19 protein-coding genes are annotated in these 24,342 nt (G+C 45.8%); 16 read left to right on the top strand and 3 right to left on the bottom strand.

The features are described from left to right. Window positions 1–21: 21 nt before the first annotated feature. Together FLA_RS04745 and FLA_RS04750 are read left to right on the top strand one after the other, a co-directional pair. A complete protein-coding gene (locus FLA_RS04745) occupies window positions 22–579 on the top strand; it encodes a LemA family protein (protein ID WP_076382371.1) in 558 nt (185 codons plus the stop codon). An 11-nt stretch (window positions 580–590) separates the two neighbouring features. Then, window positions 591–2,606, top strand: coding sequence for a DUF2207 domain-containing protein (locus tag FLA_RS04750; RefSeq protein WP_076382370.1), 2,016 nt, complete (start codon window positions 591–593; stop codon window positions 2,604–2,606). Window positions 2,607–2,704: 98 nt separating this feature from the next. Here FLA_RS04750 and FLA_RS04755 read toward each other — a convergent pair whose 3' ends face one another. After that, on the bottom strand, window positions 2,705–3,661 hold the full coding sequence (locus tag FLA_RS04755) for a helix-turn-helix transcriptional regulator (RefSeq protein WP_076382369.1): 957 nt from the start codon (window positions 3,659–3,661) through the stop codon (window positions 2,705–2,707). Window positions 3,662–3,740: 79 nt separating this feature from the next. On the opposite strand from FLA_RS04755, the gene FLA_RS04760 reads away from it, so the two are divergent. From FLA_RS04760 to FLA_RS04775, 4 genes are all read left to right on the top strand, one after another. Continuing rightward, window positions 3,741–4,913, top strand: a complete 1,173-nt coding sequence (locus tag FLA_RS04760) for an FAD-dependent oxidoreductase (protein WP_076382368.1) — start codon at window positions 3,741–3,743, stop codon at window positions 4,911–4,913. Window positions 4,914–4,965: 52 nt separating this feature from the next. Next, the gene (locus FLA_RS04765; protein ID WP_076382367.1) at window positions 4,966–5,598 is read left to right on the top strand and encodes an MgtC/SapB family protein; all 633 of its coding nucleotides are present in this window, start codon (window positions 4,966–4,968) and stop codon (window positions 5,596–5,598) included. 63 nt (window positions 5,599–5,661) lie between these two features. After that, the gene (locus FLA_RS04770) at window positions 5,662–6,435 is read left to right on the top strand and encodes a polysaccharide deacetylase family protein (protein ID WP_084206523.1); all 774 of its coding nucleotides are present in this window, start codon (window positions 5,662–5,664) and stop codon (window positions 6,433–6,435) included. 57 nt (window positions 6,436–6,492) lie between these two features. Then, window positions 6,493–7,209, top strand: coding sequence for an AAA family ATPase (locus tag FLA_RS04775; RefSeq protein ID WP_076382365.1), 717 nt, complete (start codon window positions 6,493–6,495; stop codon window positions 7,207–7,209). Here the strand turns inward: FLA_RS04775 and FLA_RS04780 are convergent. Further along, window positions 7,206–7,946 (bottom strand): type 1 glutamine amidotransferase, encoded by a 741-nt coding sequence (locus tag FLA_RS04780; RefSeq protein WP_076382364.1) that lies wholly within the window; start codon window positions 7,944–7,946, stop codon window positions 7,206–7,208. The genes FLA_RS04775 and FLA_RS04780 overlap by 4 nt on opposite strands. A gap of 132 nt (window positions 7,947–8,078) precedes the next feature. Further along, window positions 8,079–8,756: a helix-turn-helix domain-containing protein gene (locus FLA_RS04785; RefSeq protein WP_076382363.1), complete on the bottom strand. Its 678-nt coding sequence runs from the start codon at window positions 8,754–8,756 to the stop codon at window positions 8,079–8,081. Window positions 8,757–8,853: 97 nt separating this feature from the next. On the opposite strand from FLA_RS04785, the gene FLA_RS04790 reads away from it, so the two are divergent. The 10 genes from FLA_RS04790 (at window position 8,854) to FLA_RS04835 (ending at window position 24,337) form a co-directional block, all read left to right on the top strand. Then, entirely contained in the window at window positions 8,854–9,252 is a 399-nt protein-coding gene (locus FLA_RS04790; RefSeq protein WP_076382362.1) for a YbjN domain-containing protein, read from the top strand. 13 nt (window positions 9,253–9,265) lie between these two features. Continuing rightward, window positions 9,266–9,979 (top strand): PspA/IM30 family protein, encoded by a 714-nt coding sequence (locus FLA_RS04795; RefSeq protein ID WP_076382361.1) that lies wholly within the window; start codon window positions 9,266–9,268, stop codon window positions 9,977–9,979. A 3-nt stretch (window positions 9,980–9,982) separates the two neighbouring features. Then, window positions 9,983–10,660 (top strand): OB-fold-containig protein, encoded by a 678-nt coding sequence (locus FLA_RS04800; protein ID WP_076382360.1) that lies wholly within the window; start codon window positions 9,983–9,985, stop codon window positions 10,658–10,660. 68 nt (window positions 10,661–10,728) lie between these two features. Continuing rightward, window positions 10,729–12,759, top strand: a complete 2,031-nt coding sequence (locus FLA_RS04805) for a flotillin family protein (protein WP_076382359.1) — start codon at window positions 10,729–10,731, stop codon at window positions 12,757–12,759. A gap of 3 nt (window positions 12,760–12,762) precedes the next feature. Continuing rightward, on the top strand, window positions 12,763–17,610 hold the full coding sequence (locus FLA_RS04810) for a DNA repair ATPase (RefSeq protein WP_197705857.1): 4,848 nt from the start codon (window positions 12,763–12,765) through the stop codon (window positions 17,608–17,610). A 158-nt stretch (window positions 17,611–17,768) separates the two neighbouring features. Further along, entirely contained in the window at window positions 17,769–18,203 is a 435-nt protein-coding gene (locus tag FLA_RS04815) for a hypothetical protein (RefSeq protein ID WP_076382358.1), read from the top strand. A gap of 37 nt (window positions 18,204–18,240) precedes the next feature. After that, complete coding sequence (locus FLA_RS04820; RefSeq protein WP_076382357.1) at window positions 18,241–18,966, top strand: DUF7003 family protein; 726 nt, start codon at window positions 18,241–18,243, stop codon at window positions 18,964–18,966. Window positions 18,967–19,069: 103 nt separating this feature from the next. Further along, window positions 19,070–19,660 (top strand): RNA polymerase sigma-70 factor, encoded by a 591-nt coding sequence (locus FLA_RS04825; protein WP_076382356.1) that lies wholly within the window; start codon window positions 19,070–19,072, stop codon window positions 19,658–19,660. An 81-nt stretch (window positions 19,661–19,741) separates the two neighbouring features. Then, window positions 19,742–20,752, top strand: a complete 1,011-nt coding sequence (locus tag FLA_RS04830; protein WP_076382355.1) for a FecR family protein — start codon at window positions 19,742–19,744, stop codon at window positions 20,750–20,752. A 234-nt stretch (window positions 20,753–20,986) separates the two neighbouring features. Further along, window positions 20,987–24,337 carry a SusC/RagA family TonB-linked outer membrane protein gene (locus tag FLA_RS04835; protein ID WP_076382354.1) on the top strand — a complete coding sequence of 1,117 codons (3,351 nt, stop codon included), beginning with the start codon at window positions 20,987–20,989 and terminating at the stop codon, window positions 24,335–24,337. Window positions 24,338–24,342: the final 5 nt, after the last annotated feature.

Here is a 24,342-nt window from a genome sequence, read left to right on the forward strand (position 1 = left end):
TTTACAACTGAAACCCACTCTATGGAAAATATAACATGGATTATTGCAGGCGTACTGGTATTACTGCTCGTTTGGGTAATATCGCTCTACAATCGCCTGGTACGTGCCCGAAACTATATGCAGGAGGGTTGGAGTGGTATTGATGTACTACTGAAAAAGCGCTACGATCTGTTACCTAACCTGGTAGAAACTGTAAAAGGTTATGCAGCCCATGAAAGCAAGCTATTGCAGGAGGTAACCGCTTTGCGCACACGTGCCATGCAAACCGGCAGTGTGGAAGAAAAGCAGGTAGCAGAACAAGCCGTTACCCGCGCTATTGGCAGTTTGTTTGCCGTGGCAGAGAATTATCCCGATTTAAAGGCCAGCGCCAATTTTCAACAGTTACAGGCCGATATTGCCGGCGTGGAAACCGAACTGGAACGGGCGCGGCGTTATTATAATGCTACCGTACGCGATAACAACGTATTGGTGGAGGCTTTTCCTTCCAATATTATTGCTAATTCCGCTGGTTTTAAAAAGGGCGTATTCTTTGAAATAGATAATGTAGCCCACCGCGATGCGCCGCGGGTTTCATTCTGATAACCATACCCATGAAAAGACTTTTACTCTTTCTGGCGCTGTTTGTGAGCGCCACTACCCATGCCCAGGATGTTGCAACTGATTCTGTTGCGGATGTTGTGGATGCATCTGGCCGTGTGCCGCTTGCTGTTCCGGCAGTACCTGTATATGGCGATACTTCCAATGAGAATACTGCTGAACGGATCCTGTTTTTTTATTCCGATATAAATATTGATACCGCCGGTTGGGTTACTGTGACCGAAACCATACGGGTATATGCCAATCAGGATCAGATACGGCGCGGTATTTTTCGTAGCATACCCCTGTTTCGTGCCGAACGGTCGGGACGTAAAAAACGTATCGACATTGAAGTGAAAGAGGTATTGCGTGACGGGGAAACCGAAAGTTATCATACTAAAGAAAAAGACGGCAACTTCGTTATCTACTGCGGAAGCAGCGATGTATACCTGGAGCCGGGTAAATACACCTATACCATCACTTATACCAGCCGGGGGCATGTAGGTTTTTTTGACAACTATGATGAGCTGTACTGGAATATTACCGGTAACGAATGGGCTTATGAAATACAAGGGGCCGCTGCCCGCTTTCATATGCCACCTGGCGCTGTGCTGAAACAGAGTGCCTGTTATACTGGTGAAAGTGGTTCTAAAGCAAGCGACTGTACCATGCGTCCGGATGCAGATGGTACGCCGGTATTCTACAGTAATAAAGCGCTGGCGCCACAGGAGGGTTTAACGGCTGCGGTGGCCTGGCAAAAAGGATTAATACAGCGTCCGCCGCCACCTGGCTTTTGGGAGCAGCTTCGGGACGAAGGCGGCCTGGTGCTGGGCATAGTGGGTATGTTGTACCTGCTGTACTTTTTTTACGCCCGGTGGAACAGGGTGGGGCGCGATGCCCGGGAGCGGGTGTTGGTACCCATGTTTACTCCACCATTCCGCTGGTCGCCTGCTATGATGCGGTATGTGTACAAAAGAAAAATAGATGCGAAAGGCCATACCGCTGCAGTGATACATATGGCAGTGAAAAAAGTCATCCGTATCCAGGAAGATGAAGAGGATAAATATGTATATAGATTAGTAAAAGGATCTGCCGATACGGAGGTGCTTTCAAAAGAAGAAAAGGCGGTATACACACCGCTGCTGGGTGGCTCCGGCAAAAGCATCCGGACTACCAATGGTAACCACTATAAATTCAGCAAGGCCTGGAAAGACTTTGAACAGTCGCTGAAAGACCAAGTGGATATAAAAGAGTATTATACCCCTAACTGGAAAGCATGGTGGCAGGGCACCTGGCGCATGCTGGTGTGGCTGGTAGCATACCTGGTGCTGACAGAGGGATGGACTGTTATGTTGCCCATGCTATTCCTGCTGCCGTTCTGTGCAGGATTTCTGGCTATGTTCTTCTTTGGCATACGCCTGCTGGTGCGGGGTGGTGGCAAGCTGGAGGGTATTTTCCTGCTTATTTTCTCCCTGCCTTTTATAGTCATGTGTGCTGCATTCCTGTTCTTTTTATTCAAAGGTATCAGCATCGTTTCTATGGCATTACTGCTGATAGTAATGGTGGCTTATGTCTTTTATTGGATATTGATACCTGCTTATACCGAAAAAGGGGTTGAAGCGAAAGCGGCCATAGCTGGGTTCCGGATGTACCTGGAAGCTGCGGAGGAACGCAGGCTGAATATAGTAACCCCTCCGGAGCATACGCCGGAGTTGTTTGAACAATTACTTCCGTATGCTATAGCGCTGGATCTGGAAAGTCAGTGGGGGCAAAAGTTTGAAGGTGTGCTGGCAGCAGCAGGGTATAATCCTGACTGGTATACTGGCCAGGAGCCTTATACGGCCCTTTCCAGAACTTTGCCGGGGTCGCTTAACCGCTCGCTCGCCAGTGCGGGTACTAGTCCTGATTCCGGAAGAAGCAGTGGCAGCAGCGGCAGCAGTAGTAGTGGTAGCAGCAGCTGGAGCAGTGGCAGCAGTGGAGGTGGTAGTTCCGGCGGTGGTGGCGGAGGCGGAGGAGGTGGTGGCTGGTAGCCACTGAAATCTTAAAAAATTATAGTAACGTTTTATTCTTCAGTATACAACCTGAAATTTCATTGAACATTGTTGGATGAAGTTTCAGGTTGTTTTAATTAAACGACCGCTGAATATTTCTTCGGCTTCACTCCAAAGTGTTGCTCAAACACCCTGGCAAAATGGCTAAGGTTGGTAAAGCCTAGCTGATAGCCCACCTCAGACACCGTAAGCCTTTGCTCTCTTAATAACTGGGCGGCTTTCTGCATACGTCCAGCCTGGTAATATTCAAAAACACCTTTACCAAAAGTTTGCCTGAACAGCTTGCGTAATTTGGGTTCGCTCATACCCGCTTCCTGTGCCAGCGAGGCGATATGGGGTGGTTCGTCCATGTGTGATTGTAAATGCAATTTAATAGCGTAAATGGCCTTGATGTCTTGCATGTGCATTGCACTTACAGGCAACGCTTCACGTTGCATCAATATTGCTATAATATGGCACAGCAGCTCTTCACATTTCAGTTTGTAAAAATGGCTTTCGAGGCTTTCCGGCACAGGTGGGTGCAGCATTTCACCGGCTGTGTGTATGATGGCTGAAGAGAGACTTGTTTCCAATATAAAGTTATCCTTCGCTTCCAGAACACTGGCTACTACCGGGTGCTGGATATGTCCAAAGAGTTGATTCAGGTATTGGCGGGAGATAGCTATGGTTACACTTCCAAACATAGTATGGGAAGGCATATTGATAACGGAGGATACGGTTTGCCTGCAAATTAATACGTAGGACTGCTCTGATGATAGTGGTTCGTCAGGGTGTGTGAGTGAGGGAAAAATGCCGCTTAGCTGTATGGCTATATATTCCTGCTCTTCTATGTATTCTCTTGTCCATTCAATGAATATATCTTCTTTCAGATGATAATAGCGGATCATCATACGCAGGTCGTCTCCCCATGAAAAACCTGTCATATAACCTGCGCCTTTGTTTTTAGGGATATGTACAAAACGTCCGCGGATAGTGGCGCCGATAGCCCTGGCGAAATCCCGCATAATGCCCGGTCCTTTAACGGTTATTTTCATTTACGACTGTTTTTTGACTAAGGAGGACTATTTTAATCGTAAAGGTATATGGAATTTTGTGTCACTAAGCAATCATAGAATGAATACAATAAATAGGTTACTAGTCAATAAACAGGTGGCCATCATTGGTGGTGGCCCGGCAGGATTAACATTAGGCAGGCTTTTACAACGCCAGGGTGTGCAGGTAAAAGTATATGAAAGGGATGTGAACCGCTATGTACGCCAGCAAGGTTCTACACTGGATTTGCATTACGATACAGGCTTGAAAGCGATGGAAGCAGCAGGCCTGATGGAGGAGTTTAAGAAACTGTATCGTCCCGGTGCGGACAAATCCGTGATAGTAGATAGCCAGATGCAGGTGTTACTGAGTGGTGAGGAGGAGAATAGAACCTTTGGTGATCCGCTTTTTCGCCCGGAGATAGATCGTGGCCCCTTGCGTGATATGCTGATAGCTGCCTTGCCTGAAGAGAGCATCGTTTGGGATGCCAGGTTTGTTGAAATGGCTCCCTCCGGAGAAGGATGGAATTTACAGTTTGAAAATGGTATCAGTGTCTATGCTGACCTTGTGATTGCCGCAGATGGTGCTAATTCTAAAGTGAGGAAGTATATCACAACCATTCCTCCGGTATATTCAGGTGTAACAGACCTGGAAGGATACATTGAAAACGCCGCTGTGAATGCGCCAAGGTTATGGCAGCTGGTAAACGGTGGCAGCCTGTTTGCGTTAGGTGGTGGTAAAACCGTGAAGTTTATAACCAAAGGCGATGGTACACTACTCTTTTTAATTGGATGGAAAGCGCCGGAGAACTGGCTGGAACAATCAGGTTTGGATGTAACAGATAAACAAGCTGTAGCTGCCTGGTTTGCAAAAGAGTTTGCGGATTGGAGTCCGGAATGGAGCGAGCTTTTTGCTTCTGATGCGCTTACTATTGCTCCCCGTCCCTGGTATCATTTTCCTGTGAATCAGCATTGGCCATCGCTTCCCAATCTTACTATCATAGGGGACGCAGCCCATAGGGTGCCTGCTTATGGTGGGGAAGGCGCTAACCAGGCGCTTGCCGATACGGTGGATTTATACGAGTCGCTCTGTGTTGAGAAGCACGATACCATGCAGCAAGCCATAGCGGGGTATGAGGCAAAGATGTTGCAACGTATGGCGGTTATCACGGAGGAAATATTAGAGACTACGACAGGAATGCATTCGGATGATAATCTGCAGTATTTGTTAGCGCTTTTTGCCGGGGTAAAGTGATAGCTGGTTCGTTTCCAAATTTGCTCTAATTTGGTACCAACAAACTTACCATATGGATATCGAGATTGTATTCCGTTTTTTGCTGGCTGCCCTGTGGGGTGGTTTAGTGGGAGCGGAAAGAGAGTACCGCAGCAAGTCGGCGGGGTTTAGAACCATGATTATGATTTCGATGGGTTCCTGCTTTTTTACCATCATGTCTATGGGAATTGGTGGGGTTAGCAATCCTGACAGGATAGCGGCCAATATTGTTACGGGTATTGGCTTTCTGGGGGCAGGTGTTATTTTCAAAGAAAGCAACAACAGGGTGCAGGGTATTACTACTGCCGCCACCATCTGGTCGGTAGCGGCTGTGGGTATGGGCATTGGTGGCGGGTATTACCTGGCTGCGGGAGCTGCCAGCCTGCTGATATTGGCGGTGTTGGCTGTACTGCATTCCTGGGAAACGTTGATTGATAAATTGAACCAGGCTAAAACCTATTCTTTAAAATGCAGCTATAGCCCGGAGGCACTGGATTATTTTGAGCGGATTATCCACGCAGGTCAGGTACGCTTTAAGCTGATCAAGCAAACGAAGGAAGGAGATTGTTTGTGGCTGGTATGGCATGTAGAAGGGCATGAGCGGCGGCACAGGCAACTGGCGGTTCAATTAATGAAAGATGCGCGTGTGCTGCGTTTTGAGCAATAGCCTATCCTGAAAATAGGTATATTCAGTTTAGTTAATTCAGTGGTATACTAAAAAACTGTAAAAATGAAATCCGTCCTCACTAAGATAACTCCGCCTGTTTTGATGTTATTGCTGATAGTAATATCTGTTGCTACTTTCTCCAAACGGTTTGCGATGGCTCAGCCGGTAAAACAGGCGTTGCCGCTGAAGTATATCTATCTCACATTTGACGATGGTCCATTAAATGGCAGTGAGAATATTGATTCGGTAATATTAGCTGAAAGATTAAAAGTAAGCGTGTTTATTGTGGGGGAGCATGCCGAAAAGAGTAAACAGTTGGGGCAATACTATAAAATGTATGAACAAAACCCTTTTGTAGAAGCCTATAACCACAGCTTTACCCATGCACATGATAAGTATTCCCTGTTTTACAACAACCCGCAGGGGGTGCTTGCTGATATTCAGAAAAACGAACAGTTACTGGGCTTGCGGTATAAAATAGTAAGGATGCCCGGTAGAAATATGTGGAGGGTGAATGGACGAAAGAGGGATGATGGCGTTAGCGGAAAAAGCGCTGCTGATTTGCTGGCGGCAAATGGGTATAAGTTATATGGCTGGGACCTGGAATGGCAGCACCACGCTTCCAATGGTACACCTGTGGAGTCGGTAGATGCTATAGAGAAGTCTCTTGTAACTATGTTGGAAAGTGGTAAAACATTTACACCGGGGCATATTGTGCTATTGATACACGATGAAATGTTTCAGAAAAAATGGGAGGAGAGCGAGCTGAAGCAATTGATTGACCGGTTAAAACAGCATAATAATTACGTGTTTGAACATATCAGGTTTTATCCGTAAAAGCTAAACGCTTATAGTATTTTTGCCCCGTACCATTGAGTGTATCGCAATATGTTGATGAACGTTTACGAGCTTACTATCCAGGAGAAAGTAAGTGTGGCTTTTGAAGATCTGTTTTTTAGTGCCGAAAATAAAGCAGCTTTAGTGCAGGTGTTAAAGGAGCATACCTACCTGAACGAGTTGAAGAAGTATGGCTTGCACATTGACAATAAAATTTTGTTGCATGGCCACACGGGTTGTGGTAAAACCACTACGGCAAAAGGCATTGCCACTGCTTTAAAAAAGCAGATCATGATTGTGAACCTGAGTAATGTGGTGTCGGCCCGCATTGGAGATACTGCCAAAAACTTAAAGGCCTTGTTCGATCAGGCTGCCCGGTTGAAAGCGGTGTTGTTCCTGGATGAATTTGATCTGTTAGGTAAGCAACGCAGCGATGATGATAAGGATGTGGGCGAAATGCGCAGACTGGTGAACTCCCTGATACAGGAGATGGATTATATGCCGGCCGATTGCCTGTTAATAGCTGCCACTAACCACTATGAAATGATTGATACGGCCTTACTAAGAAGGTTTCAGCTGAAGATAAAGTACGACTTGCCCAACCGGGAATTGCTGGATGCTTATTACGATAAAATACTGGAGCCTTTTCCGGAGCATATGCAGCAGCTGCATAGGAAGTATGACATTTCCTATGCCGAGGTGCGCGATTATATTCATACCGCTATGAAAAAAAGGATTATTGAAGAGCTGGAACAGGGTGTTCCTGTAAATTAAACGTCTCCCGATTTTTCATGAATACTTTGATATTCCAGCACTAATTGGTCCAGGAAGCCGAATAATAATTGGTTCATCTCATTATAGGGGGAGTTGCGAATTTGCTCCGGCTTTTGCACATAGGAATAAGTGCCTGGTGTAGTAAAGTCATTGGCAGAATGTGTTATCAGCAACTCCACTAATTCCGGTGTAAATTCCATATGACATTGCAGGCCATATACCAGGTTGCTGAATTCCACTATCTGGCGGGGGCATCCTTCACTATAAGCTATAACAGTACTATCAGGTGTTAAACCGGGCATATCACTATGCCAGTGACCCGATGCAAAAGTGCTGGGAAAGTGTTGAAACTTGCTGTTCTGTTTTCCTGCTTCTGTTAAGCTAACCGGGAATACACCTATTTCTTTTTCGGGGCTATGCTCCACTGTTCCTCCCAATGCTTCTCCAATGAGTTGAGCGCCAAGGCATACGCCTATTACTGCTTTACCTGCTGCTACATATTGCTGTATGATGTTCATTTCTGCAGCAGCATCAAAATGCGGGCATTCTGCCTGGGTGGTATGGGGGCTTTGTGGTCCTCCCATTACAATAAGCAGGTCTATAGGTTGGATGGAAGCCGGAAGGGGATCACCTGCATACACACGGGAATAAGTTACGGTATAGTGGTGTTTGGTAGCCCAGTTTTCGTAAGCGCCGGGTGCTTCAAATAGCTCATGTATAATAAAGTGCAGGTGCATGTGATCGTGTTGTATCCTGCAAATTAGGTATATACGGTTGTTTTCGGGTTTTTAAATGCAATACAGCCGTAGGCTTTTTGGCATTGGTTTCCGGGAAGCTGCAAAGCCGCAACGTTGTTCAGGGCTTTATTATTACAACGTATGTTGATATACCGCAAACAGCTTCCAGAAAGTCATAGGGTGCTTAAACTGAAAGCGCAGGGCTTTAAAGTCGTTCAGCACCAGGTCAATCTGTGTTTGTTGTATTTCGTAGCGGCCCAGTATCATTTCTTTTTCCCCGGTGTACAGGCCGGTTTTGTGCTGGCACAAGTGTACGTTTTGCTGGGTCACTTCTTCAAAAACCAATACATCATTCATCTGGTAGTGGGGCAGGGAGGAATGATGCGGGATATTGTTGTTAAAAGTAAGAGCAACGAGGTTGCTGTTGTGGGGTTCGGGCAGCACCAGCCGGGGAAAAGCGCCCCAGTCATTAAAAGCCAGTTCCTGGTGGCTGCATTTCAGGTAAATATTGTCGTTGATAAAAGGAACCTCGCGTAACTGTAGTTTAATAATGTGGTTTTTCTCTTCAATGAGCTTGTCGCCATTAAACTTCAGAATTTCGTTGATGGTGATATTGCCAGTGATAAAATGATCCAGCGGAATGCAAAAATAATTGGCAATTCGGATGACGGTTTCTATGCGCGGTTCGGCCCTGTTTTCCTCGTAAGAAGAAATGTTGCCGCGCGTTAACTCAAATAAGTCAGCAAAAGCCTGCTGGCTTAAGCCTTTTGTAGTACGCACCTTTTTAATATTGGCTCCTATCTTGGTCATCACTGCAAATATAACTGCAATTATTTTTATCTGAGTTGCTATTTATTTTTGCAATTATTGCAGCTGTTTTGTACGTTTGTTAAGAGAATAAAAAGTAATGCAGCAGAATTTTATTGATACCATAGAAGCGTTTGCGTCCCGGCTGCAGTGTAAAATTGTGTATAAGGATGAGCAGAACGGGATACTGAAAATTGATAACCAGGCAGATGGCATTCATAATTTAATACTGGGCATTGCCCCGCCTATATTGATTATGGAGCAGTTCCTGTTTTCTTTTAAGGCAGACCATATGGAGATGTTTAAAAAGCTGCTGCAAAAAAACAGGGACACCATACATGGCGCCTTTGTAATCAACGAAGAGGGGAATAAGGTGTTGTTCCGCTATACCATGCAGCTGGAGAACATTGATTTTAACGAGTTTGAAGGGGCTATTAATTCATTGGGACTGTTGCTGAGCGAATATGCGCAGCACATCATTGATTTTTCAAAATTGTAAACCCGGTTCAGCTATGAATATTTTCAAAAGACTTTTCAGAATTGGCCAGGCTGAGATACATGCCGCAGTGGAAAAAATGGAAGACCCCATTAAAATGACGGAGCAGGGGTTGCGTGAATTGCGGAAAGACCTGGCGGATGCCACAGAGGCTTATGCCAGTGTGCGTGCATTGGCCATACGTACCGAAAACGAGCAGGCAGCGTGCGAAAAAGAATCGCTGGGCTATGCCGAAAAAGCAGTGCTGGTGATGCAAAAAGCCCAGACGGGGCAGGTAGATATTGTAAAAGCCGAGCAACTGGCCCGCGAGGCGCTTTCGCTCAGACGTAAATATTATGCCGAGTCGGAAGAGCTGGGCGTGCAGGTGTTGGCGTTGCAAAACTCCTCGCAGGAAATGCTGCGCAACACCGAGGTGCTGAAAGAGAACCTGGAAAAATGGGAGAAAGAGCTGCGCACCTTAAAAATGCGCGTAAAAGTGAGCACGGCTACCCAGCAGGTGAACAAGCAACTGGCGCAGCTGGATACCAATGGTACTATTGCTATGCTGGAACGCATGCGGGCCAAAGTGGAAGACCAGGAAGCCTTATCTATGGCCTATGGCGAAATTGCACACAGTAAAAACAGTTTGCAAAGCGAATTAAATAATATCTTGAAGGACGATTCTTTTTCTATTGAAAAGGATCTGAAAGCGATTAAAGAAAAGCTTGGTATTAATGACAACCCATCCTAAACTATGTCTGAATTGGTAGAACTGCTGTTTCATCCCTTAAGTAACGCTATTATGACGGTGCTCACCGGCATAACAGCAGTGTATTGGGTGTTTACGTTTATGGCCCATGGTCTTTTTGGCGATCATGATGTGGAGGCCGATTTACATACGCATGGGGCCGACCTGGATACCGATACGGATACAGATGTGCATGAGCCGGATGGCGGATCGTTTTTTCATGACCTGCTGGATTTTGTGAACGTGGGAAAAATGCCTTTTATGGTAGTGTATTCTACCTTTAAGTTCATTGCCTGGATTATCACGCTGGTTTCCTCTTTATTGCTGGGTTTGGCCAGCTGGGGGTGGAAGTCGGTTTTTATATTACTGCCGGTGCTGGTGGTGGCGTTTATCCTTACCCGGTTTGCCACTAAGCCACTGGTAAAACTGTACAACCTGATGGGGTATAACGGTGAAGAAGGATATGATTTAATGGGGCGCACGGCTAAAATGCGTTCTACCATACAGGGCAGCACGATTGGTGCGGCAGAGTTGTATGTAAAAAGCGACCTGATACGCGTGATGGTTAAAAGCAAAACAGGCGAACCGATTGCTTTTAATGCAGAGGTTACGCTGGCAGGTGAATCGGAGGATAAAAAATATTACCTGGTAATACCTGAAATCACTTTAAACAACATAGTGTAGCAATATCGTATTGCTACTTACACACACACACACAACTATTTTCATTAAACCTTAAACTCAACAACACAATGGGAGCGTTAGGCGGCATTTCTTTACTGATTCTTGGAGGCATTGTTTTTCTACTATTTATTGTCCTGTTTGCATTCGCCACATTTTACAAAAAGATACCACAAGGCAAGGCAATTGTGCGCACCGGCGTAGGTGGCGGCAAAGTGGCTTTTAACAAGGGTATGTACGTGGTACCTATTTTGCATAAGATGGAGATCATGGACATCTCTGTAAAAAAACTGCAGATTGACCGTTTGGAAAATGAAGGTCTGATTTGTAAAGACAATATCCGCGCAGATATTAAAGTGGCCTTTTTTGTGCGTGTAAACAAAAACATTGATGATGTGTTAAACGTGGCCCAGATTATTGGTACAGAAAGAGCTTCTGATACAGATACTTTACGCAATCTGTTTGAAGCCAAGTTTTCAGAAGCCCTGAAAACAGTGGGTAAGAAATTTGATTTTATTGAATTGTACGAGGCGCGCCGGGAATTCAGAACGGAAATTCTGGACATTATTGGTACCGATTTAAATGGTTATATCCTGGATGACTGTGCGATTGATTACCTGGAGCAAACGGAGATAAAATATCTCAGTGCACAGAATATCCTGGACTCGCAGGGTATTAAAAAGATTACCGAGTTAACTGCTGAGCAGAATATCAAGGCCAACCTCATCAGGCGGGAAGAGGAGAAGATGATTAAGAAGCAGGATGTAGAAGCACGCGAGGCCATATTAGAGTTGGACAGGCAGATGGCGGAGAAAGAAGAAAAGCAGAAGCGTGAAATTGATAATATCCGCGCCCGTGAAAATGCAGAGATTGTGAAAGTGCGGGAGGAAGAGCGTTTGAAAGCTCAAACGGTTAAGATAAAAACCGATGAATCGCTGGCTGTACAGGAAGAGAACAAGCTGCGCCAGATTATTATTGCCGAGAAGAACAAGCAAAGAACTGATGCAGTGGAAACTGAACGTGTAGAAAAGGATCGTGCACTGGAAGCTACAGAAAGGGAAAAGATTGTAACACTGGCCCAGATAGAGAAAGAGAAGACCGTAGAGGTAGAGCGTAAGAATATCCAGGATGTGATTAAAGAGCGCGTTCGTTTGGAGAAAGGTGTGGTAGAAGAACAGCAGGGCGTAAAAGACCTGGAAGCCTTCCGTGCGGTAGAGCGTGAAAAAACGGTGGGTATTACACAGGCCAGTCGCCAGGCAGAAGAAAAATTAATCTTTACTGTAAAGCAGGCAGAAGCAGAGAAGAAAGCAGCAGAAGAAAAAGCGAAGCAATTGCTGATTGATGCAGAAGCGAAGAAAGAAGCGGCGGTGAAAGATGCAGAAGCACGTAAAGTGCTGGCCGAAGCGAAGGCGCGGGAAGATGCAGCTTCTGGTTTATCTGAAGCAGAGGTAATGATTGCCAAGGCAGAAGCTACCGAAAGACAGGGTACAGCAGATGCATCGGTGATTGAAAAAATAGCAGATGCTAAACGTAAAGAGGGCTTAAATCAGGCCGAGGTAACCAAAGAGAAAGCGCTGGCAGAAGCGGTGGGTATTGAAGAGAAAGCAGAGGCAATGAAAAAGCTGGATGCCGTGGGCAAGTCGCACGAAGAATTCAAATTGTTGCTGCAGAAGGATAAAGACATTGCACTGGCGCAGATCAACATTCAGAAAGATATTGCCGATGCACAGGCCGATGTATTGTCAGAAGCATTACGTTCTGCCAGAATTGATATTGTAGGTGGAGAAACGATGTTCTTTCAAAATATTGTTAACCAGGTGTCTAATGCCAAAGGCTTTGATCGTCTGATTAATGAAAGTGAAAACGCTACGCAGATTAAGAATGCTTTAATAGGTGATAGCGCTGGTAAAGGCGATTTGCTGGAACGTATCCGCGACTTTGCTGGTAAGTATAACATCTCTACCAACGATATTAAAAACCTGACCATATCCAGTCTGATCCTGAAGATGCAGCAGAACAGTGCAGATGAGGAAGACCGCTCCTTGTTATCACAACTGGCCAGTATGGCCGGCAACCTGGGCCTGTCTAATAAAAAGCTGTAACGAATGATGGCGGAAACTGAAAAAAACACAAAAGACGTACTGGATTCAGGAACGTATGAAATTATCCGTAACCGCTTAGCCGGTCAGCGCCTGGAACTGGCGCAGCGCCTGGCTAAGCTGAATGCGGCCCGTAAAGAGATATTCAGCTCTTCGGGGTTTCAGCTGGTGGCTAACCAGCGCATCACCACAGAAAATAATGGTATTGCCAGGGGCATTATGGCCTTTGGCAATCTTACCCTCTTTGCCTATAATGTTCACTTTGGTTTACGGGAAGATATCAGGCTCAGTGATGTGTTCAGCATTTACCAGTTTACCGGCGATCATTTTGAGCCACAGCCTTTAACGCTGATAGAAGATGCCGGCTTTGTTACCGATTTTACCAACCTGTATAAGTATTACCGCGATTCTATTTTTGCCCGGTTTGTAAAAACGGAAAACTTCCTGTACATGATTTTTCAAACCAGTAAAAGTCCTGACGACCGGAAGGCTTTTAAATGGTTGATTAAAAACAATCAGCTGGTATATGTAGATGATCGCAGTGTACACGAAGTAAGGAAAGCGCCGCAGCACGATTTTGAATGGGTGAAAACCGATTTAAGCCATCGTCGCCTGGGGGCGCACCCGCATATTTCGGTACTGGATAAAGTGTTTATTGAAGCGGTGCATGGCGATATTACTTTCAAAATTGAGAACAATACCGATACCGGGCAGGGCATTTTTTCCGAGCCGGTGCTGAATAAAGACCAGCAGCTGGATGATGCGGAATATTACTATGCCGATCTGGGCAATCTCATTGCCATTAAAATAAAGCCCTACCAGGAGGACTTCCGCAGCTATATTTTCAACGTGCGCACGAAGCAGGCGCTGCCTATTGCCCGGTTGCTGGATGCCGGCGTTTTACTGCCCGATAACCAGGGTGTTATTTTTTCGAATGGTTATTACCTGCAAAATGGTGAGTGCAAGATTTTTGAATCGGATATTACCGGTTTAGAGTTTGTGCAAAGCATTGCTTCGCCCAACGGGGAAGACTTTTTGTATGTGTTTTACCAGAAGGTAACCAACACCTACGTGCTGATGTCGTACAACATGATTGTGCAGCAGGTAGAAACGCCTATCATCTGTAGCGGGTTTACGGTGTTTGATGATGGCATGCTGGTGTATTTTAAATCGGAGCAGGAAGCGGTAAGGCATCACCAGGTGCAGATATGGCAAACGCCTTACACACTGGTGTTGCAGGAAAATGCGGCTATGAGCAGCAACGTGCTGTACAAAATTGGCAACAAAGACATCGTGAACGCCATGAGCGAAAGCCAGGAGGTGATTCAGCTGTTGCAAAAGGAAGACAGTTACGAAGGGCTGTATGAAGATATCTATAAAAGAACCGGTGATATTGTTGATTCCTATTTCTGGATAAAGCAATCCGAAACTTTTGATATAGCCACTCCTTTATTGCAGATACGGGATATAGCAAACACGGCTATAGACGAGTTTGCCAAAGTGCAGGCACAGCGCAAGCATGCGCGGGATGTGCTGGCTGCAATGCAGGAGCGGGTGAACAAGCTGGTGTTTGACATTAAGAACACCGTGGTTACTTCACTGGACCAGCTGGTGGGCCTGTTATCGCAAACACGCAGCATGCAGGGCGCGGTGCTAGACCTGCTGAATGTAAAGTATATAGATGCGGATGCTGTAAACGGCTTAAAAGAAACCCTGCAGCAGTATAACATTAGCCTGTCGCAGGATACCATTCAGTTTTTGCTGAAAGAGGAAGCTATGGCGCCTTATGAGGCCCGGGTGGTAACGCAAAAGCAGGCGGTGGCGGCAGTAACCAAGGTCATTGATGCGCAGGCCATAGAAGCAGCAGTAAAGGGCATTGCCGGTGAACTGGAAATGCTCATTGATATACTCAACAGCCTGAAGATAGAAGACACCACACAAACCACGCGGATAGTGGAAAAGGTGTCACTGATATTTGCCAGTCTCAATGAAGTAAAGGCTGAGCTGGCGCGTGCTATTTCCGTACTGCGCACCAAAGAGCAAACCGGTGAGTTTTATGCGCAGATGACCCTGCTGGATCAAAGCGTAGTGAACTTTCTCGACTTTGCTACCTCGCCTGAAAAGTGTGAGGATTATCTTACGAAGATCAGTGTGCAGATAGAAGAGCTGGAAAGCAAGTTTGCCGACTTTGAAGAGTTTGTGTTGAAGATTGCTGATAAACGGGATGAAGTGCTGAAAGCTTTCAACGGCAAAAAAGAACTGCTGATTGCAATGATTAACAAACGCACTTCTTCGCTGGAGCAGATAGGCATCAGGGTGTTGAAGAACATAGAGAACAAAGCGCAGAGCTTCGATAGCAAGGAAAGCATCTATGCTTTCTTTTCTACCGATATGATGATTGACAAGGTGCGCAACCTGGTAGAAGAGCTGAAAGAGCTGGGGGATGTGGCGAAGGCCGAAAACCTGGAAAACCTGGTGAAGGTATCGCGGGAAACTGCTTTGCGTAACCTGAAGGATAAAACGGACTTGTTTGCAGATGGCCAGAACATCATTGCCCTGGGCACGCACAAGTTTGTGGTAAGCAGGCAGGTGCTGGATTTAACCATTGTGCGCCGGAACGATCAGTTATTCTACCACCTTATCGGCACCAGCTTTTACAAGCAGGTAACCGCAGAAGCACTGTACCAGTACCGCAGTATCTGGGAGCAGGAACTGATTGCAGAAAACAACACGGTATACCGTGCGGAATACCTGGCTTACCAGGCTTTGCAGGAACGCGTGCAGCAGGATGCGCAGTGGGGCTATGAAGCTTTTATCAACGATAAAACAGAACGGGATTATGCAGCGGCTTATTTAAAAGGCGTGCATAACACCGATGCTATACGTATATACGAGGCGTTGATGACGCTACAGGAAGCGCTGGGTATTCTACAGTATGCACCGGCGGTGCGTGTGGCGGCGCAGCTATTCTGGTTTCAGCTGGAGGAGGGTGTGCGGAATAAATTACTGCAACTGATTTCCGCTGCCCATGCTATTAAAGAAAGCTTCCCCGAAAGCAGGCAGAATGCTTTTGTAGAAAATGAGATTGCCGCACAGTACCGCAATGTACCCACCACGCATGCAACCGTTACCGCAGAAGAGGTTGCGGGTTACCTGTACCTGGAATTTTCAGGGGCTCAGCATTTTACCTGTAGCCAGCAGGCGTTGCAGCTGAAAAAGCAATTCACCGCGTTTTTACAGGAGAAGAAACGTACAGACCTGTTTCAGCAGGAGTTGAAGAATCCTGCTTTTGATACTGCCGAGCGTTTTCATATCATACAAAACTGGTTGCTGGCCTTTGTACAGGCGCAACAGGTGGCAATAGACAAACAGTATGTAGAAGAAGCGGTTTGTTTGTTGCTGTTTACGCATCACTCTTACCAGGAAAGGCCTGCTTCTGACGAGCTGTTGCTGGAAGGATTAAAAGGTAGTCATGCAGTGATACAGGAGGGTAAGTATACGCTTCGCTATCATGCGTTCATTCAAAAACTGCGTGAATATAATCAGTTGGTAGTGCCGGCTTACAGTGCTTTTAATCAACAGAAAGAGCAGCTGGTGCAAAGCTATCGTCAGCAGTTGAAGATAAGAGAGTTTGAGCCCAAGGTGTTAAGCTCGTTTGTGCGTAACCGGTTGATTAACGAAGTGTATTTTCCTTTGATAGGCGCAAACCTGGCCAAGCAGATTGGCGCGGCGGGGGATGATAAGCGCACGGCCCGCATGGGCATGTTGCTGCTGTTATCGCCGCCGGGTTATGGTAAAACCACGCTGATGGAATACCTGGCCAAAACCATGGGCCTGCATTTTGTGAAGATCAATGGCCCTACCATCGGGCATCACATCACCTCTATCGATCCGATGGAGGCTACCACCTCCGGCGCCAGGGAAGAGCTGAAAAAGATTAACCTAGCGTTTGAAATGGCCGATAACGTGATGTTGTATGTGGATGACATACAACACTGTAATCCGGAGTTTTTACAGAAGTTTATTTCGCTGGCCGATGGACAGCGTAAGATGGATGGCATATTTGAAGGCGACAGTAAAACCTACGACTTACGCGGCAAGCGCTTTTGCGTAGTGATGGCGGGTAACCCTTACACCGAAAGTGGCGAGCAGTTTAAAATTCCAGACATGCTGGCCAACCGTGCCGACGTATATAACCTGGGCGATGTAATTGGTGCATCGGGTTATTTGTTTAACCTGAGCCTGGTAGAGAATGCCGTAGCAGAGAATGCTTATTTGCAACGCATTGCCGGTCGCAGCTTCGACGATTTGTATAAACTGGTCACCTATGTAGAAAGCAGCAGTGACATGCTGCCCGAACTGGAAGGTAATTATAACCGCCAGGAGATAGATGATGCTATTGCGGTGTTAAAAAGCATCTTGTATATCCGTGATATTGTAATAAAAGCCAACCGCGAATATATTGCCAGTGCAGCGATGAAAGATGCGTACCGTGTAGAACCCGGTTTTAAATTACAGGGATCGTACCGGAACATGAACAAGCTGGCAGGCAAAGTGGTGCCGCTGATGAATGCAGAAGAAGTGAACACCTTAGTTCGCTCGCATTACGAAGGCGAATCGCAAACGCTTACTTCTGATGCCGAAGCCAACCTGCTGAAGTTGAAAGAAATAGCCGGTTTCCTTACTCCGGAAGAAGCCGTGCGGTGGAACCAGATTAAAGACATCTTCCGCAAAAACAACCAGTTCAGCGGCATGGAAGCCAATGATACTTCTGGTCAGATGTTGTTGCAGCTCAGTGCTTTTAACCAGCACCTGGAAGCGATAGCGAAGGCGATTAGTAAGGCAAGTAGTTAATTTGATGATGAATAAGAGTACCTCAGCTATATGCTGAGGTTTTTTTATGCTTGCAATGATAGTATTTCATCTTTGACGGAATGGGGCTGTGTAGTATTGTGAGGATGCTAAGTTTGTTTTTTGCCTTAAATTGCCTTGCTTAAAACAACTCTAAACAAATGAGCGATTCTTTTTTCTCCGGCACATGGCATGGCAAATATACTTATGGAGAAGGGTATGGTCCGGCGTATCATGGTGTATCTACTGCCTTCGAAATTTCTCTTACACTGGAAAGGGGAATTTTAAAAGGTTATTGTATTGACGACCCTAAAGTATATCCAATGAAGCAACCTGCAACTATAGAAGGATTTATTGAAGGTAACCTTATTAGTTTTATTAAGAAATATGCTTGTGCTTGGTCTATTGATTATAACGGCAATGTAATTGAGTATCCGCAGAAGCCTTCTCATGAAATACACTATACGGGTTACTTTGAAGAGGGTTTATTTAAAGGTGAATGGGAGATTATGAGCAATAAAGAAGTGGATAGAAACGGAAACATCCTGTCTAACTCGTTAGATGGCAATTGGAGCATGAAACATGTTGATGACTAAACAAATCTAATATTGATAAAGACAGCCAAACTTTTATATGCAACCGACCAATACAAAAACTGATTCATCTTTTTCTGCCCAAAGTATCTTAAAACAATTAGATGCGTGTGCTGCTGAATTTAATTATCCTGTGTTAGATAACGGTTACATTTATCCGGCTAACTCGCGCCTGTCAGTATATGGAGATGCCGCCAGGTGGGTGTTGCTGATAGAGGTGGTGGGGTATCATTACCGTATGAGAGGGCATGGTGGAATTGAAAATTGCCTTTATTTCTTTGGCAACTGTTTGCCTTTTGAGCCTGGAATGCAAAACTTCAACATGTTTACCTTTACCAGTGATAGCGATGAGGGCGAAACCTTTACCGGGGATGCGCTGAACCCGGCTGTGGGCTCTATGCTATTAAATGGCAAAAAGGTGCCTGTTTCTCATGACCCGGAATATTATACCAGCCGTGGCGTGCAGCTGGCAAATGCACCTGAAGTTAAGATATGGGAATTTGTACGTGCTATAAACGTAGACTATGAAGAGGAGTTTTTGGCGCTGGAGGAAGAGATCAGAAGTAGAATTCCGGACGATCTGCCATTGATGGTAAGAATGGATAACTGGTATCATAACGATCTGGCAGCCGGCGAAAAACCTTCTGAAAATGAAACTTTTCAAATGTTGGCCCATATGCTGGAAAAGGGAGATGTGGAATTGTATCAACCTACGAAACCTGCTAATAATCATTGGACAAACTGGCCTGTGGGGGGAACTTTGTAGCAATTTGTTTTTCTTCTTGTTAATAATCACTTAACACAGGATAGTACCGAAGTTCTTCTGCCGTTTTTAGTTTTGACGATCAAAAGGGAGCGGTCCATATTCTATGGAATATCAACTTTGGTCGGACAAAGAGTTATTGGCAGCATGTGCGCAGGATCGCATACAGGCCTTTAATGTGTTGTTCGACAGGTATTCCGGTAAGTTATATCAGTATGCGCTCAGCTACGTAAAAGATGAACACATGGCCGAAGAGGCGATGATGGATGTGCTGCTGTGGATATGGAACAAACGGCAGGAGCTTTCTATAGAAGGCGAGTTTAACAGCTATGTGTTTCGTGCAGTAAAAAATGCCACTATCAAAGTGTTACGCAAAAAGGCGCTGGCAGCTGCATCGATGGAAGAAGTAGAAAACGATGCCCGTTTTGCCACGGAGCATGCCGATCAGTTGTTACAACATAAAGAGCTGGAACAGCAGTATATCAATAGCCTTTCCCAATTAAGTCCGCAGCGCCGGCTGGTGTTTGCTATGAGCCGCGAGGGCAACCTGTCGCATGCAGAAATAGCCAGCAAGCTTGATCTTTCTGTCAACACCGTAAAAAATCATATCAAAGCATCTCTAAGTCATTTCCGCGAGCAGATGGATCAGTATAGTCATATCCTGTTGCCATTGGGTATGCTGCTATTGTTACGCTAAAAATATATTTCCCCCGGCATTAGCCCTCCTTTGTTATTCTGTTCCCTTATCAGGTAGAAGCAGATTATTTATTCATACAGCATGTCAATACAGATAACGCCGGAGTTATTGGAAAAATATTATTCCGGTAACTGTACCGGCCAGGAAAGGCGGGAGGTGCAGGTGTTTTTACAAAAGCCGGAATCGGAAGCATTGCTGAACCAATGGCTGGAACAACGGGAAGCGGGCGATCGGGTAACCTTTGAAGCAGATGCCACTATACATCCGCAAAGTGAGGCCTGGCGCCAACGGTTTTATGAACAGGCAGGTATTGCCCCAGCGAGTGAGCAGCCGGCTCCGGTGCGTAACATGCGCTGGTTAAAGCAGGCGGCTATATGGGCAGGGGTGGCGTTGACCGGCCTGGTGTTTTTGCTGCTGCAACGCAGGCAAATAGCAGCACCTCCGCAATTAGCCTGGATAGAGAAAGTAAACCATAACGGGCAGCGTGCTAAAATAATACTGGCCAATAGTAGTGTAGTATATCTGGGGGCTGGAAGCTCCTTACGTTTTCCACAAAAGTTTGAAGCGACAACCCGCGAAATATATTTAACAGGAGAAGCTTTTTTTGAAATAGGAGCTGATAAGCAAAAGCCTTTTATTGTACATAGCCAGCAATGGCAAACACAGGTGCTGGGTACCTCCTTTAAAATAGAAGCTTTTGCAGGAGTGCCTTTTACTGTGCAGGTAGCTACGGGTAAGGTGCGTGTAGAGGAAGTGACGGCTACGGGTAGCAGGCCGGTGGCTGTGCTGGCGCAGGGTGAGCGGGCTGTTTGTTATGAGGGGCAATCGTGGAAAGACCGGGTGCCCGCCAATGAAGTAACTGCCTGGAAAGAGGCGCGTTTAAGCTTTAATAATCAATCACTGGAAGCCATCACCACCGTGCTGGAACGTTGGTACAATAAAGAGATCGTTTTTACTAAAAAGGCCAAAGCAAAAGAGAAACTAACGCTGATACTGGATGCCAGTGCGCCGCCCGAAAAAGTGTTTAAACTGCTGGCATCGGCTGCACATTTCAGATACACCATAGAAGACAAGCAAATTATTATTCATTAATAAAAAGTATATGAAGCTATAGAAGAGATAGTATAAAAAAAGCTTCCCATGCGGGAAGCCCGGTAATGTGTTTTTCGCTGCTGCCAGGTTTTGGACGACGGGGCTGCAGTGATAACACAGAGACAGGCTTTTGTCCTGACTCCTGATGTTAATTACGAATTCGGGGTTATCCCCCACGAACCATAAGTACACGAATGTATGCAAAAAAAATTGTCTCCTACAACAAGGTTTATCATGAGAGTTTCCTATTTACTGATGATTGCCCAATTTACCCTGTTGAGTCTGTCGATGGCAAAGGATACGCATGGCCAGGATCTCAGCAAAGTAGTTTCGGTTCAGTTTCACCAGGCGGGTATTAAAGAAAGCCTGCTGGAAATTCAGCGTCAAAGCGGCATCCGGTTTATTCTGCCGGAAAAGCTGATGCTGGCCGAAGACAAAAAAATCACCTTTCAAAGTAACGGCATCAGCGTGCAGGCATTGCTGGATAGGGTGCTGGATTCTACCGATCTGGCTTATCGTACATTGGAAGGGTATGTTGTGATTGATGCCCGTGAACGCAGGGTGGTGTCAGGTAAATTAACCGGTGTTATCCGCGACGAAAAAGGGAATGCATTGGCAGGGGCAGGGGTGCGTATTGTGGAGCTGAATCAAACCATACAAACCGATGTAAATGGTAGTTATATCATAACGCTTAAACCCGGCACTTATACAGTAGAATATACCTATGTATCGTATCAAAGGCAGGTGGACAGGGTGTTGGTAGAAGAAGGTAAAACCGTTACCATGGATATAACGTTAAAGCCTGCTAATAACCTGTTAACAGAAGTGGTAGTAAGCTATGGCAAGCAACGCTTGCGTAACATTACCGGTTCAGTTGCTGCGGTAGATGCCGGTCCGATGCAGGATATGCCGGTAATGCAGTTTGCGCAGCAGTTACAGGGCAAGGTAGCTGGTGTGCAGGTAGCACAAACCAGCGGACAGCCGGGGCGTGGTATGGGCTTTGTTATTCGTGGCGCGGCTTCTTTTTATTCCAGCAACCAGCCATTGTTTGTGATAGATGGATTGCCCATTACCGGCAGCATTAATAATATCAATCCGGCTGAAATAGAAAGCTTTAGTTTTTTAAAAGATGCTTCTGCTACTGCTTTATATGGTTCGCGTGCAGCGAATGGAGTGGTGCTGATTACTACCAAGCATGCTAAACCGGGCGATGCCAAAGTGGAATTTTCTGCTTACTATGGTGTTCAGAAGATTCCTACTAATAAACTGCCGCGCATGATGAATGCCCATGAGTTTGCTACTTATATGAAGCAACGCATGGAAGATGGTTTATTGTATGAGCCTGGTTACACGGTAGCGGCTGATTATAAAGCAGCTTATGATAACCCGGATCAGTATGGCGAAGGAACTAACTGGTTTAAACTGTTAACACGTGCCGCGCCTATTCAAAGCTACGATCTCAGTGTAAGAAGCGCCAGAGAGCATTCCGCTTCTACTTTGATAGCTGGCTACCAGGAGCAGCAGGGGGTTATTATCAATACCGGCACCCGTTTGTTCTCCCTGCGTTTTAACCAGGATTTTACCAGTGAAAACAATAAGCTGCGTGTAGGGTTTAACCTGGCTCCCAGCTATCGCGTTGATCATAACAACCGGTTATCTACGGATGGGGTAGGCGGTTATTTTGAACGTTTCTTTGAAGCCAGTCCATTGCTCTCGCCCTACAATGCAGATGGCAGTTATGCCCGCAACGTAACTTCTCCGGGTATGGTATCATATATTAATCCGCTGGCTACTTTTAACCTTACCAACGATGATTATTATACCACGCGTATACTGGCCAATGGCTACCTGAACTACGAGTTTTTTAAAGGCCTGAGTTTGAAAACCAACCTGGGTATCGATAAGGGCAATGAAACCCGCAAGTATTTTCAATCAGGTCTGGTAACGGGAACGCAGGGACAAACTACGGGCACCAGCTCAGCAATAGACAATGGTTCGTGGACGGCAGAAGCCAACCTGGTGTATGATAAAACCATTGCTACAGATCATCATATAGAAGCGCTGGCAGGCTATTCAGCACAGAAGTTCAGTACTTATAGCAATACACTTACCGGTTTAGGATATACCAGTGATGATATTCCTTACCTCAGTGCTGCTACCAGCATTACCGGTGGCAGCGGAGCGGGTGATTTTTCTATGTTGTCTTACATCGGTCGTTTTAACTACAGCTTTAAAAACAGATATCTGTTATCAGCCGCTTTCCGTAACGATGGTTCTTCTCGGTTTGGTATTAACAAACAGTGGGGTATTTTCCCTTCTGTATCAGCCGGCTGGGTTATCAGTGAAGAAGCGTTTATGCAAACTGTAACCGCTATAGATTTCCTGAAACTGCGCGGTAGCTTTGGTGTTACCGGTAATAATAACTTCCCGGGTAACTATGATGCGCAGGCTACTATCGGCACTTACTATTACAACTATAATAACACGGTTACACAGGGACAGACGATTAACCGCCTCCCGAATGCCGATTTGCGTTGGGAGCGTAATAAGCAACTGGACTTTGGTATAGATGTAGCCCTGTTGAACAACCGTATCAGCCTTACGTATGATTATTACCATAAGCTTACCGATGGATTGATTCAGCAGCGTGCTATACCTACTTCTTCAGGCTTTAGCCAGATATTGTATAATGTGGGTGCATTGAAAATGTGGGGCCATGAATTCAGTATCTCTACTAAAAACCTGGTGGGCGATCTGAAGTGGAACACCCGGCTGATTGTGTCGTTTGATCGTAACCTGATTACCAACCTGGTAGATCCGGGCTATATCCGTCGTAACACAACTGTCTCTTCTGATTATTACCGTCAACAGGTGGGGCATCACCTGGGTGAGTTCTATGGTTTTGTGTTTGATGGTTTGTATCGCGATGCAGCTGATCTGGCTAATTCACCCAAATACCTGAGCACCACTGCCAAGCCGAACGGGAACTCTGATATAGGAACCATTAAGGTAAAAGACCTGAGTGGGGATGGTAATATTGATGATGTAAACGACCGCACATTTATTGGCGATCCTACCCCTACTTTTACAGGTGGCATGGTCAACAGCTTTACCTATAAAAACTTTGATTTTAATATTGATATGTCGTTTTCGGCAGGGGGTAAAATTTTAAATGCGGCTAAATGGGCTTACCGTACCAATATGGACGGATCGCGTAACCTGGAAGTGGCAGCACTGGATCATTGGCGTTCGCTGGAAAATCCAGGCTCAGGCATGTATCCGAGAACTAAAACCGGTACCACTGCCATGGGCCGCCAGGTAAACTCCCAATGGATAGAAAGCGGCTCTTACCTCACCGCCAAGAATATTTCGCTGGGTTATACACTGCCTGTAAAAGGTGGTATGATTAACAAAGTAAGGGTATACGCTTCTGTGCAGCAGGCGTTTGTATGGTCACGCTATTCAGGTATGAACCCTGAAATAAATGTAGGCGGATCTGATCCTACGGCGGGTGTGGGCATTGACGAAAATGCATATCCCATCCCACGTACATTTTCTATTGGCTTTATTACCACATTCAAATAATCATT

This window comes from Filimonas lacunae (assembly GCF_002355595.1).
Classification (GTDB): Bacteria; Bacteroidota; Bacteroidia; order Chitinophagales; family Chitinophagaceae; genus Filimonas; species Filimonas lacunae.

Coding starts and splice junctions, on each gene's coding strand:
- FLA_RS04750 (WP_076382370.1), top strand. CDS start 591: ATGAAAAGACTTTTACTCTTTCTGGCGCTGTTTGTGAGCGCCACTACC.
- FLA_RS04765 (WP_076382367.1), top strand. CDS start 4,966: ATGGATATCGAGATTGTATTCCGTTTTTTGCTGGCTGCCCTGTGGGGT.
- FLA_RS04760 (WP_076382368.1), top strand. CDS start 3,741: ATGAATACAATAAATAGGTTACTAGTCAATAAACAGGTGGCCATCATT.
- FLA_RS04800 (WP_076382360.1), top strand. CDS start 9,983: ATGTCTGAATTGGTAGAACTGCTGTTTCATCCCTTAAGTAACGCTATT.
- FLA_RS04815 (WP_076382358.1), top strand. CDS start 17,769: ATGAGCGATTCTTTTTTCTCCGGCACATGGCATGGCAAATATACTTAT.
- FLA_RS04780 (WP_076382364.1), bottom strand. CDS start 7,946: ATGCACCTGCACTTTATTATACATGAGCTATTTGAAGCACCCGGCGCT.
- FLA_RS04805 (WP_076382359.1), top strand. CDS start 10,729: ATGGGAGCGTTAGGCGGCATTTCTTTACTGATTCTTGGAGGCATTGTT.
- FLA_RS04835 (WP_076382354.1), top strand. CDS start 20,987: ATGAGAGTTTCCTATTTACTGATGATTGCCCAATTTACCCTGTTGAGT.
- FLA_RS04810 (WP_197705857.1), top strand. CDS start 12,763: ATGATGGCGGAAACTGAAAAAAACACAAAAGACGTACTGGATTCAGGA.
- FLA_RS04745 (WP_076382371.1), top strand. CDS start 22: ATGGAAAATATAACATGGATTATTGCAGGCGTACTGGTATTACTGCTC.
- FLA_RS04830 (WP_076382355.1), top strand. CDS start 19,742: ATGTCAATACAGATAACGCCGGAGTTATTGGAAAAATATTATTCCGGT.
- FLA_RS04775 (WP_076382365.1), top strand. CDS start 6,493: ATGAACGTTTACGAGCTTACTATCCAGGAGAAAGTAAGTGTGGCTTTT.
- FLA_RS04790 (WP_076382362.1), top strand. CDS start 8,854: ATGCAGCAGAATTTTATTGATACCATAGAAGCGTTTGCGTCCCGGCTG.
- FLA_RS04820 (WP_076382357.1), top strand. CDS start 18,241: ATGCAACCGACCAATACAAAAACTGATTCATCTTTTTCTGCCCAAAGT.
- FLA_RS04770 (WP_084206523.1), top strand. CDS start 5,662: ATGAAATCCGTCCTCACTAAGATAACTCCGCCTGTTTTGATGTTATTG.
- FLA_RS04795 (WP_076382361.1), top strand. CDS start 9,266: ATGAATATTTTCAAAAGACTTTTCAGAATTGGCCAGGCTGAGATACAT.
- FLA_RS04785 (WP_076382363.1), bottom strand. CDS start 8,756: ATGACCAAGATAGGAGCCAATATTAAAAAGGTGCGTACTACAAAAGGC.
- FLA_RS04825 (WP_076382356.1), top strand. CDS start 19,070: ATGGAATATCAACTTTGGTCGGACAAAGAGTTATTGGCAGCATGTGCG.
- FLA_RS04755 (WP_076382369.1), bottom strand. CDS start 3,661: ATGAAAATAACCGTTAAAGGACCGGGCATTATGCGGGATTTCGCCAGG.